Annotated in this window: 10 protein-coding genes and 2 pseudogenes; 7 read left to right on the forward strand and 5 right to left on the reverse strand. The window is 46.3% G+C overall.

Annotated features, from left to right (window positions below; all coding sequences use genetic code 11):
- Positions 1 to 342: 342 nt before the first annotated feature.
- The 6 genes and pseudogenes from MHI24_RS23620 to MHI24_RS23645 all read left to right on the forward strand — a co-directional run.
- On the forward strand, positions 343 to 1,629 hold the full coding sequence (locus MHI24_RS23620) for a hypothetical protein (protein WP_340021956.1): 1,287 nt from the start codon (positions 343 to 345) through the stop codon (positions 1,627 to 1,629).
- Positions 1,595 to 3,610: an AAA family ATPase gene (locus tag MHI24_RS23625; RefSeq protein ID WP_340021957.1), complete on the forward strand. Its 2,016-nt coding sequence runs from the start codon at positions 1,595 to 1,597 to the stop codon at positions 3,608 to 3,610. Before MHI24_RS23620 ends, MHI24_RS23625 begins: the two co-directional genes overlap by 35 nt.
- The gene (locus MHI24_RS23630) at positions 3,594 to 5,483 is read left to right on the forward strand and encodes a hypothetical protein (protein ID WP_340021958.1); all 1,890 of its coding nucleotides are present in this window, start codon (positions 3,594 to 3,596) and stop codon (positions 5,481 to 5,483) included. Before MHI24_RS23625 ends, MHI24_RS23630 begins: the two co-directional genes overlap by 17 nt.
- A 114-nt stretch (positions 5,484 to 5,597) precedes the next feature.
- Positions 5,598 to 5,753 (forward strand): annotated as a pseudogene (locus tag MHI24_RS23635) (sigma factor); the annotation flags it as partial.
- Positions 5,754 to 5,954: 201 nt separating this feature from the next.
- Positions 5,955 to 6,134: a hypothetical protein gene (locus MHI24_RS23640; protein WP_340026866.1), complete on the forward strand. Its 180-nt coding sequence runs from the start codon at positions 5,955 to 5,957 to the stop codon at positions 6,132 to 6,134.
- A gap of 134 nt (positions 6,135 to 6,268) precedes the next feature.
- Positions 6,269 to 6,445: pseudogene (locus MHI24_RS23645) on the forward strand (sigma factor); the annotation flags it as partial.
- A gap of 548 nt (positions 6,446 to 6,993) precedes the next feature.
- Here MHI24_RS23645 and MHI24_RS23650 read toward each other — a convergent pair.
- The gene (locus MHI24_RS23650; protein ID WP_340021959.1) at positions 6,994 to 10,116 is read right to left on the reverse strand and encodes an amidase family protein; all 3,123 of its coding nucleotides are present in this window, start codon (positions 10,114 to 10,116) and stop codon (positions 6,994 to 6,996) included.
- Positions 10,117 to 10,428: 312 nt separating this feature from the next.
- On the opposite strand from MHI24_RS23650, the gene MHI24_RS23655 reads away from it, so the two are divergent.
- A complete protein-coding gene (locus tag MHI24_RS23655) occupies positions 10,429 to 11,139 on the forward strand; it encodes an alpha/beta hydrolase (RefSeq protein WP_340021960.1) in 711 nt (236 codons plus the stop codon).
- An 80-nt stretch (positions 11,140 to 11,219) separates the two neighbouring features.
- Here the strand turns inward: MHI24_RS23655 and MHI24_RS23660 are convergent, their stop codons facing one another.
- The 4 genes from MHI24_RS23660 to MHI24_RS23675 all read right to left on the reverse strand — a co-directional run bounded on the left by MHI24_RS23660 (position 11,220) and on the right by MHI24_RS23675 (position 15,773).
- The gene (locus MHI24_RS23660; protein ID WP_340021962.1) at positions 11,220 to 12,230 is read right to left on the reverse strand and encodes a glycoside hydrolase family 130 protein; all 1,011 of its coding nucleotides are present in this window, start codon (positions 12,228 to 12,230) and stop codon (positions 11,220 to 11,222) included.
- Positions 12,231 to 12,295: 65 nt separating this feature from the next.
- The gene (locus tag MHI24_RS23665; protein ID WP_340021963.1) at positions 12,296 to 13,246 is read right to left on the reverse strand and encodes a DUF1861 family protein; all 951 of its coding nucleotides are present in this window, start codon (positions 13,244 to 13,246) and stop codon (positions 12,296 to 12,298) included.
- A gap of 33 nt (positions 13,247 to 13,279) precedes the next feature.
- The gene (locus tag MHI24_RS23670; RefSeq protein ID WP_340021964.1) at positions 13,280 to 14,842 is read right to left on the reverse strand and encodes an extracellular solute-binding protein; all 1,563 of its coding nucleotides are present in this window, start codon (positions 14,840 to 14,842) and stop codon (positions 13,280 to 13,282) included.
- A 58-nt stretch (positions 14,843 to 14,900) separates the two neighbouring features.
- On the reverse strand, positions 14,901 to 15,773 hold the full coding sequence (locus MHI24_RS23675; protein ID WP_340021965.1) for a carbohydrate ABC transporter permease: 873 nt from the start codon (positions 15,771 to 15,773) through the stop codon (positions 14,901 to 14,903).
- Between the last annotated feature and the right edge of the window lies 1 nt (position 15,774).

Raw genomic sequence — 15,774 nt, forward strand, 5'->3', positions numbered from 1 at the left:
CTTAGACTACTTCCATTCAAGTGATAAACAGCTTGGACGTAGGCAGGCTGTTTTTTGGATTTTTCGAAAATGAGTTTGCATTTACAAGAAAACTAGCATTGACTCATATTATGATGAATTTATTTCCATTCAGTAAGTTCATTGAAATAATATAGCCATGTTACAAAGTATATATAGGAGTCAAATGATATCAGTAGATGATAAGCTACCGAGAAAGTAGTGAACATTTTTCAATTACGCATAGAAATTCATTAAATATGTCTTTTTTCTCTTGTATACTACAATAACAGAGGGATATTTACCTATATTGTCGAACTTTTCTTAAGGAAAGAGGATACAAGTATGACAGAAGTGGAATGGTTTGTCTCGATTTTGAGCCCAAATGATATGAAAATGATTGGGCGTCTGATTCCTGGTTTTCCAACCGATCTTGTGACACCTGGACGATTACGGGAACAGTTGGAAAGGGCATTAGTCCTGGGATACAAAAAACAAGGGAATAAGGGTACCCAAAGGGCTTCCATTAATATTCGAGAACTATATATGAAACTTGGGAATGATTATGTAACCCGAAAGCCTGACTTGAAGCAAATCAACCTCCAGGCAACCTTATTCAAATTGCGTACCGCCTCCCGTCTTCGCCCGATGCATGCCGTAGGAATCTTGTATTTTTTATACGGTAGTGAATTTGACAATATTCTTCATCTGATGATGGAGAATACTACAAACAAGGTAGATTTCCTTGAGGGTATCGGCACCTCTGGAGAAATGAGTGAAATAGAGAAAATTGAGATTATCCTAGGCATTACACAAAAGAGCAGAATATCCCAAGTTCGAGAATTGTTTGAGAATTTCGCCCATACGGCTAAGATTGAAGGAGCAGTTCCTGCAGTGACCAACGAACATGAGCTTCTCCAAGCCCTGACCACAGCCGACAGGTTTGACAGCTTACTTCTGCTGGTCCAATTTTGCTTGTCCCAAAAAGATTGGGAACAAAACAATATTCGTCCCTTGCTCCTTTATGCAGAAACAGAATACTACAGTTACCTAATTGAGAATACCAAGAAATCACACCAGTACGAAAAATCCCAAACTGCTATACTTCATCAAAAGGAACAGCAACAGTGGGAAGAGGAAAGGAACGATCTCTCCAAACAGATCAATACTCTTACAAAGAACATGAACCAATTTGAAAAGACATTGATAGAGAAGGAAAATGAGCTCATTGATTGTCAAAAGAAAAAGGAAGAAGAACTACGCCCGTACACCGAACTTCTCATCCTTATAAAAGAACAGCTTTCAGTTCCTCTGTTGTTTGTAGCTCCTAATTCCGAATACCTGTGGGCTCAGCTTCTTCAATGTGAGGTTTTATCAAAAGAACAGCTGTTGAGCATGGGGAAAACGAAATGGAAAGGTTATGATAATCATGTCTTTTTTATTCTACGCTACGCCGTTGATTCCACTGCAGAATGGAGAACACTCCAAACGCTGCTCGAGGCCAATAATATTCGCTATTTTGAGTTGATGGACTATAACGAACTCGATCATTTCCAACAGTTAATCAGCCATATTAAGTTTCTTCGAGAGGAGATCTATGATGATGAGCTTAGCTATGAATACCATAACTGAAAATGAAAGGAGGGATATTTCAAACTGTATATTACTGGGGAAACTTATAGAAGACTATGACGATAATATTCCAGGCCTTGGGATAACACGAACAGCTATTACGTACCGATCAGACGACCGAGTCGTTATTTACATACAACCCCTTTCCGATGAACCGAAACTTCTCAGGAGATTAGGGAAAGATCCTAAGGGTGTATATATTACATTTGATAACCGCAGCCAAGCATTTTTTCGATCAATTAAATATCCTTACGGTGAAAATAATGTCAATTTGAAAATGGAATTCTTAAAGAATCATTTGAAGGATAGACTTATCTTATTTCGTCCCCAATTAAATTATCGTACAGATGGCACTCAGAATTTTCATTATAATTTTGATTTCGTTTGGGTGGGAGACAAGATTGAAAGTGACTGCTACTACGCAGTTCCTTACGTTGAACGTAACTTGTCTTCCCAGCGGTTTGAAAAATTTCTTACAGAAACAAATAAATTTGCTCCATTTACCATGCTCAATTATCCTAACCTCATGGATTCGCCAGAATTTATACTTTGTGACAAACAGATCTACTATTTGACTGATCCAGATGCTCTGGGAACCAATCCAGAGAATCGGAAATTGTATTTTTGCAAGAAACCCGGTGATATTTACCGGATGGATCTGCCAGCGGATTGGCAGGACAATACCCGCGCAGCTTATCAAGACCTTGTATTCATTACAGAACAATATCGAATGGAGCTTAAACGATTATTTGCTGAACAGGGCCGCCCTATTAACGAAGAGCGTATCGTAATACCCGAGCGCTCGCTGGTCAATAGCATCACCGAGCGAGGGAGTCGTACTGATGAACAGCCGTTAGACGTTACGATGAAGTTGACCGAGATTAACTTCATTAATAGGCTGAAACATATGGCTCAGGCCGAGGATTTATTTTATGAAGACCATGATCTTTACAATTTTCATACTGCATTAAAAACAAACTTTATTACTATCTTGGGCGGGATGTCTGGAACCGGAAAAACTAGACTCGCTACCCTCTATGCCCAAGCTCTTGGTCTTACGATAAACGATGACTGTTTAGTCATTCCCGTTAGCCCTTCTTTTACTGAACCAGCTGATATCTTGGGCTATCTTAATCATCAACTTGCCATCTATGTGGAAAGCGAAACAGGCTTAGTATCCTTTTTAAAAAAAGCTTCAGAGAACACAGACAAACTTTATATGGTAATATTTGACGAAATGAATTTGGGTCAGGTCGAACATTATTTTAGTCCGTTCATTTCGTTGTTGGAAATGAATGAAAAAGATCGGCATCTAACCCTCTTTAGTGAAAATTCCATCTGCCGGGACAAGACCTTTTTTCCCCGGATTCAGATAGGCAACAACGTGATTTTTGTGGGAACGGCAAATTTTGATGAGACCACCAAAGATTTCAGTAAACGTCTTCTCGACCGCGCCAATGTTATCCAACTGGAAAAGATGGATCTTACTCGTGCAGCCACAATCCCTCATGTGGAGCAAAGTGAATTCTTCGGCGATGGAGAACTAGTGGATGCTGTCCTTTACCGTAACAAGTGGACCGAAAAGTCTAAAGGAATCCTAGACTTGGAGGCTGAAGAAATGACATTCTTGGACGATCTTCATATACTGATGTCCAATGTCGATGCTCAAACGGGAGTTTCTTTCCGGGTAGTCACTGCGATTAGCAATTATCTCAAGAACATTCCAAAAGATGAAAGTGGCAATCCACTGCTTACACGATACCGAGGTTTAGATTACCAAGTGAAGCAGCGGTTGTTAACGAAATTACGTGGGCATCGCGAGCAGTTAGAGAACCTAATTGGAACCTTCGATTTTTCCATGAGTGCCTACAAACCGGGGGATCTTGGCGCCATGTTTGAAGATGAGCAGAGTTGGAAGTATTCTCGAGAGTATCTGATTCAAAAAGCGAAAGAGTTGACTCGGAATGGCTATACACTATAAAGAATTTTTACCTTTTCAGTTGGATTTTATAGCTGGGAGAGAAGGGAATCTGGAACTTCCGATAAAGGTTTTTTGGGACGCTGAAAACGAATTAGACCACACCCAGTTTCAAACCATTCACGAAAACGTCCCGCTTTCTGTTCGTTTTGTTGCGTCCGAAGGAGCCGTACCTGCAGATAGTGAATTATGGATCGAAACTGCCTCGTTTAATGAAGTCGGAGAAAACAGGTCGTTTTCTATCCCAATTTCCTGCGAAAGTCGGCAAACCCATCTTTATTCTCACGAAACAAACGCTCCGGGACAAGAAACATTCCCTTGGAGGATGGGCCATTATATTGTCAAAATTCATACCGGATCAACGACGTATTTCACAGGAATACAGGTCATTCCGAACAACTTGACTTTACAACAAGTACATGAAATTCAGAACAGGCTGGAAAGTGAAGTCGAGGGGCTCTGTCATGAACTGATCTTAAGCCAGCGATCGTTTGCAGAACCTGAGCAAAACGAGATTGCGGAGCGATGGTATTACGATTACGCGATGTGGATCCTGGATAAAAAACAGTCGATACAAGGTTTCCTTTACGCTATCGAACGGAAGCCGCAAGATGAGGTGCATACCTCCTACCGAAATTCCAACCAAGTCAAACGGCAGGATGCCCGTACCGAACGCTGGTCCCAGACATCCAATGGTATGGCCGTAAATCAAGGTCTTTCGCCGGGTCCCTTTACGCTTAACCGTTTGAAAGATATTACGTTAGACACATCGGCGAACCGATGGATGAAGAAAATCATCACAATGTGGAAGAAGGAGTTGATGGAGGTTTCCCAACTCCTTACCAGCGATATTATCACGATGATTCAGGAAGAAACACTTCTGTCTCAAACAATGCAGCAGGCTAATAATCTTACTCTACGTATGGAGCGGGTACAAAATGTTTACCAGCGCTATCGTAGAACTTCTCGCAGCCAGTTTTTTATTGCCCAGAATAAACGAAATGCTTTGCAGAAACGAAGACTCATTATAGTCGAATGGGTTAATGTGCTTAAGGCACTTATTGGCCGCTTTTCCTTCTTTTTGACTCAGCCTTTCGTTCTCGACGTCGGAGAGATTGGGGCTAAGCCTATCCTGAAACAGCGGGATTACTTCCGTCTTAATGAGTTGTTTGAAGAGAGTAGAAACCTCAAGAAAGATGAGGGGAGCTCCCGTTTGTATAAAAAGTTCCCGCGCCCAACTTGGCGCGTATACGAATACTTTGTCTTCTTTCAAATGCTGGATATTTTTCAAGACCTAAACTATATGATCGTGGAGGGTTTACCCTCTCGGATGGAGAGTTTCCATGTGGAGGGTATAGCAGAGGGAGCACGAGTCGTATTGGAAAACGAGCATGGCCAAGTTCACGTTTGGTTCAACAAGTTGCTTCCTTATACATGGGAGGACGCCAGGCGGCAAGGAGAATCATTCTACTTGTTCGGTGAACATCGCTGGCCGGACCTTCGAGTAGATTATTATGTCCGAAAGGGCCCAAGCACATTTGAGTTCAGCAAGCACTCAATAGTGGCCGATGCCAAGTTAATCAAGTTCCGTCACCTTCATAATATGGACGGACTTCCGACAAAGACCCAGGCCCAACTCATTGCCTACTCCGGTATTTTCTTTCAGGAATCAAGACGCCCCGTAGTAGATAGGGTTCTTTGTCTATATGCCGGATTGGGTGAACCTCGTGAGGCTGTAAGACATGTTCATCCTGTCTCCTTTATCCAGCTCTTTCCGGACCCTACTGATTTAGATGATGTTTGGGGGTATGAAGAGCTTAGAGAAATTATGATGTCTTGGCTACTAGAAGATGTTGGGGTTCCGGTTCAACCATAATGGCCATTGTTGTATAGGGTTTCCAAGCCTGAATTGACTATAAAAGGTACGAAGAGGGACGCTTAAGTCGTGCCCGGATTGTTGAGAAACCCACGGCTTTGAGCCGTCGGGTTTATGTTTATAATTCAAATATTTATGACATCGCATTGTGTCCATAACCTCAAGAAATTCGACAACACCGGCGAAGACATGGAGGACCTGATCTCTATCGGCACCATCGGACTGATCAAGGCCATCGAGAGCTACCGCCCGAACAAGGGCACGAAGCTGTATCATGAGTTTTATAAGGCGAAGCGGTGAGGTAAGAAAATTGCCTGTAGGAATGAGACATTAGATGTCTTGGTCCTGCAGGTTGTTTGTGTTTTTTAAGATATTCAAAAATCACTGTGTTATCTGTGTGGATTGAAGCGGATATAAAATGCGCTGTACTGTGGTATACTCGAACTATAAGTGCGAAATGAGGTATTTGTGATGATGAACCTTACAAGAGACCTTGCTAAATTGATTCGGTTAACAGGTGACCGGGCGAAATTGGATGCTAAAGCAAACGGAAAATATATAGTATATAAGACAAATGAGGGGCAAATTGTTAGAGAATATAGTACGGGTGAAATTGAGAAAATGAATGAACAGGATTTCATCCATGAATGAGACAAAGGTAACGATGTTTGTGTTTGCAGGTAATAATGGAAGTGGCAAGAGCATAATCCGCAACTTGATTGTTGACAGGCTTGGGGTAGTGTGAATATTGATCCAGATGCACTAGCCCGGAAGCTCGATAATAGTTGACATCCCATCGTGTCCACAACTTCAGGAAATTCGACAAGAGCGGCGAAGACAAGGAGGACCTATTCTCCATCGGCACCATCGGTCTGATCAAGGCCATTGAGAGCTATCGCCCTAACAAGGGAACGAAGCTGGCTACTTTTGCGGATCGGTGTATTGAGAATGAGATACTGGTGTTTTAATAGTCTGTTTGGTACTTCAGTTGTAGTTGGGGTATCGTATGAGGTGTCAAAGTGCTAACTTTTTTTAATTCATTTTCTTACAATGGTGTACTAATATTCACTTTTGGATGTGGTACATGCTTGCTGGCCTTATCTTACTTTGCAAGCAGATTAAATAAAATGATGGGTTTTGCATTAATTTTATTTGGGATAGCAATGATGGGAATAGGCATTGTTACAATTTTGAAAAAGTACAATTATGTTGATCCATCAAGTATGATTACTGTAATACCAGCTTTTATAGCACTATTGAGTATCCCTTTACTATCACTATCCTCCTTAAAGTTGATCGAAAGAAAACCGGAACTGATGAAGATTTATAATCATGTAAAAGTTAGCTTGTTAATATTTACAGCTTTTTTGGTTATTTTTATAATTCTCATTATTTTTGCATTCACTAAATGAACTTTAACCACAAGCAGCAGTACAAATTAAGAATTTTTTACAGCAAGTTAAAGGCCATCCCTTTCGGGATGGCCTTTCCTTTACACTTTTAACTTCCCTTACTTCCCACCCTCCAACAACCTCGCTACCATAGTAGCGAACTCTGCCCGGGTAATGTCTTTAGCAGGCTTAAAGGTACCGTCTTCGTATCCGGTAATAATTTTATTGGATGCGAGTGCATCGATGGAGTTATAATACCATGCCTCTTTGTTAACATCTTTGAATGATGCTGTTCCGGTTCCCGTCAGCTTGAAGGCTCTGGTGATTAGTGTTGCTAATTCACTGCGGCTAATCTTAGCGTTTGGACGGAAGGTGCCGTCGCTGTAGCCGTTCATCAGGCCGGCACTGGCGGCTGCGCCGATGTATTTATTGGCCCAATGCGACCCAGATACATCTGTGAAGCTGCTTGCTTGTCCGTCGAGTCCCATGTGTGTTGTAATCACCTTAATGGCTTCGGCACGGGTCAAGCCTGCATTCGGACGGAAGGTTCCATCTTCATAACCTGTTAGTAATCCTTTGGAAATCAGCAGGTCAATGCTTGCTTTTGCCCAATGATTCAGTGTATCGGTAAAGCTGACCACTTCCGGCGTAGGTGTTGGTGTTGCTGCTGGTGTTGCTGTAGGAGCCGGTGTCGCTGTAGGTGTTGGTGTAGGCGTTGCTGTTACCGGTGGAGTTCCGGTACCTCCTCCAGGACTTGGATTGCTAGGATTGCTTGGTTCATTATCTACTGGATCGGGATCAGTAGGGTTTGGAACATATTGAAGTGCTGGAGCGAAGGCGGTCAGCAGTCTGGCTTGACTTTGCTGCTCAAGCGCGTAGCCCATACCCAGAACCTTGGCATCGTCCCACGCTCTGCCCACAAGCTGCATGGAGACCGAATATCCGCTGTCGTTCGTTCCTACAGGAACCACTACCGTAGGGAGACCGACATTAGACGTTAATACGCCTGTGCCACGGTCCGAACTTAACTGAGAGGCTGCTGCGTCATTGTTGTATACGTCACTGATGAAGCCTGCATATACAACGGCATCTACGCCGTTCTCGTCCATCCAGCCTTTGATCACTTCTTTATAATCCGTTCTATACTTGATGTAATCCTGTACAGCCTGTTCCGTCATCCGCGTAGGTGCAGTATATGATCTCTGATTATAGATAAGCACCTTATCTGAAGCGAGTACACTTGCTCCATCTGCGTAAGGGAAGGCCTTATGAAGCTCAATGTAGCGTGCCCAGCCTTCCGTAGAACCGTTAATGCCCGACGGACGGGTAGGGGCTGATGGCATTTTTGACATCTCAACCATGGTTGCGCCTGCGGCCTGAAGCTCTGAGAACTTATTCATTACTGCTTGTCCGGTATCATCATCTGCGTAGCTGGAGACAAAGGATGATGGGATGTATCCGATTTTCTTTCCTTTTAATGCGCCAGCATCCAGGGAATCCTTCCAGTTCTCCGGACGTTTATGATCTGCATCAGCAGTTACGGTGAAAATATCCTGCGGGTCCGTACCCGTTGTTGCATTCAGCATAATGGCCAGGTCTGTTACGGTTTTGGCAATGGGCCCCGCATAATCCTGTCCCCAAGTGAGCGGCAGTACACCTGTCGTACTGGCCATGCCGTCTGTACCGCGGAAGCTCTTTAAGCTGGCGCCTGTCGTCGGGGCATAGAGAGATACCCCTGTTTGCGATCCCATAGCTGCCGCTGCAAAATCAGCTGCCACCGATACGGCCGACCCGCCGCTGGAGCCAAAAGAGGTTTTGGATGGATAGAGCGCATTCCATGTCTGCATCCAGCCGCTTTCACTGAAGCTTCCGCTGTTGGCGAATTCCGAAGTATTCACTTTACCAATAATGACCGCGCCGGCTTCCCGCAGCTTATTCACCTGGAAGGCATCCGATTCCGGCCGCCAGCCTTCAAGCGCTTTACTGCCGCCGGTTGTAGGCATGTCTTTGGTGTCATAGATGTCTTTGATCGCAATTGGAATTCCCAGCAGATCGCCTGAAGCACCTTGCGCACGGGCATCGTCAGCTGCTTTGGCTTGCGCCAGCGCAGTTTCGGATACATGCAGGAAGGCATGGAAGCCAAGCTGCCCCAAATCGTAAGCCTTGATCCGATCCAGATACGCTTGCGTAATTTGGACAGAAGTCGTTTTACCGCTAATCATATCCTGCTGCATCTCGGCAATGGATTTGTTCACAACATCGTAGGGGGAGGAGGTAACGAAGCTTTGCGCTGCAGGAGCCTCTGGAACGAACAGGGTATCTCCAGCATTAAGCCCCTCTATACCTGAGGTATCCCAGTTGCTGATGGAGCGGATCTGGGCAGGGGTTAAGCCGGACACATCCAGCTGCTGATTCAGCCCGTTAAGCGTGGTTACCAGATTGTTCAGTCCAGCTTCACCGGCTTCTCCAACTTGCACAAAATGTACCAGGGATTTCGACTGGCCCGGCTCCAGATTTAAGGTATTAATAAAGCCGTAGAAATTCGCCTCATTACCGGACTTAGCCAGAGGTGTGGTGAATGGATTCTGCTGCTGATTCCCGAGAGCGGTTAATCCATTATTAAAAGGATGTGGAGACCCGACTGCAACACCTAGAGGTTTATTGTTTCTGGCACTGCTATCGACAACAATCCATGAATCGTCTGTCGTTACGTCCAGATCATTAGTGTAGGTGGCCTTGACCACCGAAGCGTTAGCTGATGTGCCATATCCTAAGGAGCCGCCGAAGGAGACATCGACCTGTACAGCCATATCATTCTTATTGGTAAAAGTATCAAAGAATCTAGTTCTATTATTGATAGTATCTACATACACATCACGGGTGACGGTTACATTTCCCAGATTAACAGATTGAGAGGAAGTGAATCGGTTAACGCCATCGTATTTGAGGTCAAAGCCGCGCATCATTTGTCCATTCATTAGGGAGGCGGAAGGCGAGGATACCTTAACAAAAATATTACCGAAGCCTTGTACTTGTGTAGCGCCGACGGTACGCAAGCTTCCTGTGTCTAAGCTGGGAGCAAAAGCATCGTGAATCTCCCAGACGGTGCCACTGGATGAAGTGACCCGGGTTAAAGCATCAGCGGTTTGAAACGGAATGACTCCTGAAGCAATGACAGATAATGCAATGGAAGTAGCTATAACTTGCCTCTTCGTTCTACGCAAACGTTTCAACTTACTCATGTAGGCAATCTCCCTTTCCTCTATGTATATTATTAATTGTGTTAAGAAATATAACATTGTATATTAATTCAGTCAATGAATAATATGAAATTGAACTATTTTTAGAGATTTTAACAAAGAGAAGTACTGAAATTAGTATATTATATGATAAATACAGTAGAGATACGGCATATTATCTTACATATAGAGTTGTGGAATCGTTGGATATATCAGGAAACTATAAAATCTGCACTGTGATATACTCAGGAAATGAATATAAATAGTTAAATACTGCAGGTCTGTAATGAATTAAGGAAGCGGGGATAAAGAAGCATGATCTACAGCAAATACGCAGGAAGAGGCACGCCCAGTGTTGTCTTTGTAGCAGGCTTAGGTGACGGCAGTGATACTTGGAATGGCGTGCAGGAGAGAATTAGTCAAGAGACTTCAACGTTCACATATGACAGGCCAGGAACAGGGAGAAGTCAGGCTGTGCCTGGGCCGCGCAGCTGTGCCGACTTGGTGGAGGAATTATCCGGATTATTGCAGAAACTGAACATATTACCGCCCTATATTTTAGTGGGACACTCGTTTGGAGGTCTGGTCGCAAGATTATTTGCAGCCAGATATCCTGAGCTTGTCTTGGGTATGGTTCTTATTGATGCTGCCGTTGAATATAAGGAGCTTGCCTATGAGCGGGTATTGCATGACAAGCTCGTTGTCCATAACCGGGAGTATTACTTAAACCCTTTGATGAACAAGGAGAGCATCGACAAGCCGCGAAGTTATATGCAAGTGGCAGAATTAACGCAGATAAGCGATTTGAATATTTCTATCATTATGCGAGGCTTGCCGGACACTTACAATGAAGAATGGCCGAATGAAGCCATCCTGAGAATCGACCAGGAGATGCAAGCGGAGGTTCAGAAATTATATCCTTCGAGCCAGTGCCGGATAGCGGCTGGTAGCAGGCATTATATTCATCAGGATGAACCGGAGATTGTAATTGAAGAGATTATGGCTATGATCAAAGGAAGAGCGTGAAGGCGAGACACGGAGACCTTAGCGGAATAACGCACAAAAAAACAGGCACCATCCTCCTTCAAGGATGATACCCGTTTGTCTTACTGCCCCAAACAAAGCCTGATCAAATCATCCACATGGGCGGTGGCCAAACATTCCACGGTGTCGGCCGCACCGTAATAGATTTTGACTTCGCCGTCGTCCTCCAGGATCATGCCGCCGGGGAAGATGACGTCATTGCGGAAGCCTCCGTCGATTTCGTAGGGGGCTTCAGGGGCGAGCAGCGGAGAGGCGCTCATCCCGAGGATTTTCTTCGGATTGTCCAGGTCAAGCAGCATAATGCCTGCTGTATACCGCTTCTTCCAGGATGGCTCCCAGCCGTTCTTGCCTCTGGCGGGATCAAGGTCCACCGCATGGAAGGTGGTGAGCCAGCCCTTGTCTGTCTTCACCGGCGGTGCTGCCGGGCCGATCTTGTCATTGGCGAACGGGACCTGCTCCACGGCCAGCAACAGATCGGAACGTCCCCAATAGATGAGATCCGGCGACTCTGCGATCCATGTGTCGAACCGGTCCTTGCCTCCGCGGCTGTATACGGTGAACGGCCGTTCCAGCCGCACATAGTTGCCGTTGATCTTCTCCGGGAACAGCACCATATTCCGCAGGTCCGGCGTAGACAGGCTTAAGATTTCAAAGGATTCGAAGTCATCTGTGACTGCGATCCCGCCCCGGATGCCATGCCGTGTATCTACAGCGAAGCACATGTAGCAACGACCATCGATCACCGTCAGCCGCGGATCATATCCGCGCACAACCTCTTCGCCCTGCAGCTTGAACACCGGCTTCGGCCCGGCCGTCCAGTGAATCCCGTCTTCACTGAATGCTATACCGAGATCCGTTGTATGAGACGGCTCCAGGGTCTGCTGCTCAAGCGAGCCGTAGTCATTGCGGAATACCATCACGTACCGGCCGCCGAACTTCACCACTCCCGCGTTAAACACAAGTGCGGTGGGATAAGGCACCCGCGCTGCATCCAGCACAGGGTTGGCCGGATGACGGCGGATGAGGGGAGTGGATGCCAGAGCTCCTATAACGGGTGTATGGTTATAACTCATCGTGGAATATCCTCCTTGAATGTTGAACTACTTTTTCTTTAACTTGAATTTTTAGTTCAATCTATTTAGACAATACTTCCGTAGGATGCGAACGGATAGTCAACCGTAATCCGTCCGGCCTGGCAGTCGCCAACCCCGCTGTACAGATCGGCCTTGCCGTCTTCGCGCATCACGATCCCCGCAGAGAAGACGCAGTCCGTCAAATACGGAGCCTTGGCCGGTCCGGGCGGGTAGCAGGAGCGGCTTCCGATGATATGCAGGTCATGGGATTCCCGGGTCACCGGATCGAAGATGAAGGCCATGTTCATATAGACCTTGATTTCCTGCCCGCTCTGCTCCTGATGGGAATAACAAATATGGCCGATAATTCCGATCTTGCCGCTGCTCAGAAGGTAGGCCTGATTGACGCCTCCCCATTCGCCTGCTCCGAAGATACCATGAATGTACGGGGCATTCTCAATGACATCAGCGGTCAAATCCTCCAGCTTGTCAATCACCGTGAAGCCGATCATCGATTCGCTGCCGTATTGGCCCTTCACCTCATGGCCCCGCGGACGCGAGAAGACGCCAATTCTGCCGTCCGCCAGGGCAACAAGGCGGATATCCTTCATTTTGTTGGGACCGGTCGTGAAGTAGTATAAATCATGGAGATCCGTCCCCCGGTAAAAGTAACCGAAATACGTGCTGTATTTGCCTCTTTCATATTGTACATGCGTTCCGCCCAGTACGAGCTCATCACCTATTTCGCTGATATACGGGTCCTCCAGCGTGTAGATCATGCTGTTCTCCACCAGGGTCCACTCATCCTGGCCTGTCTCCTCGAACAGACGGACCCAGGAGCGGGCCCATTCCTCCCGGCGTTCTACCCGGCCGAACAAGTAGCGTTTGCCATCCCGTTCAAAAGGAATCGAAATATTATAGACATCGAATCCATCCACGTTTTTAAATACCAGGGTTGCGCTGTCATAGATGGTTTTGGTTGCTTCAAATTGTTGTTTTTGCTGATGCAGGCTCACGATTTCTCCGCTCCTTTGGTGTAACAGCTCATTTTATTGCTGAGAAGCTTGATATTCCTTGAACTGCTTTTGGTATTCGGCAACGACCTTATCCAGACCTGCCTTCTTCATTTTATCCAGCGCTTCGGGGAAGGCCTTGTCGTAGTCCAGCACCCCCATATAGATTGGAGTGATGCTGGCTGAAGCTTCCGAGAGAATATTGGTATATTCGGTTCTTACATTTGTCGGGTCAAAAATAAAGTTGGCTGCAATACTATTGACCGCACTCGGATTAGGCTCGAATAAGACCTTGTTATTCTCAGGAATACTGCTCTCCTTATCAAAGCGCATAAAGTTCACATTGCCGTTCTGCGAATCGGAGCCTCTGTATCTTGGATTATTATTGTTGTTCGGGTCTCTGATCGGCTTCAGGCCTTTGTCGCCATCCTTGGTGTAGTGCTCACCCTCTATGCCGTATTGAACCAGGTCATAGTTCTCCTGGCTGGCCAGCATCCAATCCATAAATTTCACCGCAGCCTCCGGGTGCTTGCTGTTCGCCGGTACAGCATTTCCGTTCTTGAAGGAGAGGGGGCGCAGATACTCTTTCTCCGGGTTAAACCATACTACGCCGATATCGTCCACTGTAGCATCCGGATTGTACTTCTGGAGTCCGTTTAAGCTTCCGCCGGTTCCCAGACGTACGAACCATTCCCCGCTGTCAAGCTGGGCATCTACCTGCTCCTGCTTCATAACCAGAATGTCAGGATTCGTAATTCCCTTGGTGTACAGCTCGTGCATGAAGGCAGCATCCTGCTTGAATTCGTTGGTTTCAATCCAGGATTTGACCTCTCCGTTCTGGTTGACATAGAAGAACTTATCCTTAACCGTGAACGGGAAGGTGTCATAGGTCCGGTGCAGGATGGAAGTATGCAGATTGATCGGGTCAAAATCGGCCCGGGTGCCTAAGTAAGGCTTGTTCTTTCCCTTCCAGTTCTTCATCACCGTCTCCCAGGCGCTGATCAGCTCAGCCGGAGTTGTGGGCTCCTGCAAATTGTTCTCGCGGAGAATGTCGCGGCGGATATTGAACTGGCCTTCGCTGGCCATTTCAACCCAGTAGGAGGGGACGATATAATATTTCCCGCCGATGGTGGCGCCGCTAAAGATGTCCTCCGGAATATTCTTTTTCAGGTTGGCTCCATACTTCTCAATTTCCTCCGAGATATCGGCCAGTGCACCCCGGGTATAATAGTTGGAAAAAGGAGTGCGGTCCTGCATGACATGAAACAGATCGAACTCTTCACCGGTGGACAGCATCAGGTTCAGCTTCTGGTCCCAGGCATCCCAGGGAATGAAGACTTTCTCTACGGCAACACCGACGCCGTCTGCGGCCAGCTTCTCATTGACCTTCTCGAACACCTTTTGGTAATCCTTGGGCTCGGTGCCGGGAACCACGTATTTGATCTTCACGACCTCAGAGGCATTGGCATTCCCTGCATTCGGGGATGAAGCATTGCTTTCTCCATTTGCGCCAGGGCTGGCATTATCGGCCTTGCCGCACCCGACCAGGGTGGACAGGGCAAGCGCCACAGCTAACAGGGTTGCATAGGATTTTCTCATGAATAATACGGACCTCCTCTTATGTTGTCTTCTATATGTTAACCCCTAAGGGATGACATCAGCCTTTCACTGAACCGATCACAAGCCCTTTCACGAAGTACTTCTGTAAGTAAGGATAGAGGAAGACGATCGGCCCGATGGTTACGATGGCTGTCGCCATCTTGACCGACTCTGAAGGAAGCGTTACGTCGCTTGTTCCGGCCAGCATGGCCATATCGTTCAGCATACTGATCTCCGACTGCATCTGCAGCAGCATGAATTGCAGCGGATACAGGTCCTTCGTGTCAATCAGCATAATCGCATTCCACCAGTTGTTCCAATAATCCAGTCCATAGAAGAGGGCAATCGTCGCCAGTACCGGTTTACATAACGGAAGATAGATCTTAAAAGCGATGACAATATCACTGGCTCCGTCGATGGTGGCGGATTCCCGCAGCGAGTCAGGAATGCCGTTCATGAAATTGCGCACCAGGAAGAGATTGAACGGGCTGAACAGCAGGGACGGTATAATCAGGGCGAGAATATTATCGGTTAATCCGAGCGCCCGGTTCATCAGATACCAGGGCACAATGCCGGCTGAGAAAATCATGGTGATAAAAAAGTAAAGGGCCAGCAGATTGCGGTGCCTCACATTTTTGTTCGCCAGGGTGTAGCCTGCCATAGAAGTAATCAGCAGGGCCAGCGTGGTACCAACGACTGTGACGAAGATCGAAATGCCGTAGCTCTGAATGACCTGGGAGCCGCTAGTAAAGATCAGCTTGTAGGCATACAGAGAGAATTTCTCCGGAAACAGGCTGTAGCCGTTCTTAAGAATGGCATCCTCATCCGTGATGGAGATCATCAGCACAAGCAGCATCGGAAGCAGGCACAGCGCCGAATAGACCGCAGTCAGCGTGTACATGACCGTTCTGCTGATTGAAATTCTTTTCATG

This window comes from Paenibacillus sp. FSL K6-1096 (genome assembly GCF_037977055.1).
Classification (GTDB): domain Bacteria; phylum Bacillota; class Bacilli; order Paenibacillales; family Paenibacillaceae; genus Paenibacillus_AQ.

Bases quoted from the DNA above. Each gene is read 5' to 3' on its own strand.
- MHI24_RS23620 (WP_340021956.1), top strand. From the start codon at position 343: ATGACAGAAGTGGAATGGTTTGTCTCGATTTTGAGCCCAAATGATATG.
- MHI24_RS23625 (WP_340021957.1), top strand. From the start codon at position 1,595: ATGATGATGAGCTTAGCTATGAATACCATAACTGAAAATGAAAGGAGG.
- MHI24_RS23630 (WP_340021958.1), top strand. From the start codon at position 3,594: ATGGCTATACACTATAAAGAATTTTTACCTTTTCAGTTGGATTTTATA.
- MHI24_RS23640 (WP_340026866.1), top strand. From the start codon at position 5,955: ATGATGAACCTTACAAGAGACCTTGCTAAATTGATTCGGTTAACAGGT.
- MHI24_RS23650 (WP_340021959.1), bottom strand. From the start codon at position 10,116: ATGAGTAAGTTGAAACGTTTGCGTAGAACGAAGAGGCAAGTTATAGCT.
- MHI24_RS23655 (WP_340021960.1), top strand. From the start codon at position 10,429: ATGATCTACAGCAAATACGCAGGAAGAGGCACGCCCAGTGTTGTCTTT.
- MHI24_RS23660 (WP_340021962.1), bottom strand. From the start codon at position 12,230: ATGAGTTATAACCATACACCCGTTATAGGAGCTCTGGCATCCACTCCC.
- MHI24_RS23670 (WP_340021964.1), bottom strand. From the start codon at position 14,842: ATGAGAAAATCCTATGCAACCCTGTTAGCTGTGGCGCTTGCCCTGTCC.
- MHI24_RS23675 (WP_340021965.1), bottom strand. From the start codon at position 15,773: ATGAAAAGAATTTCAATCAGCAGAACGGTCATGTACACGCTGACTGCG.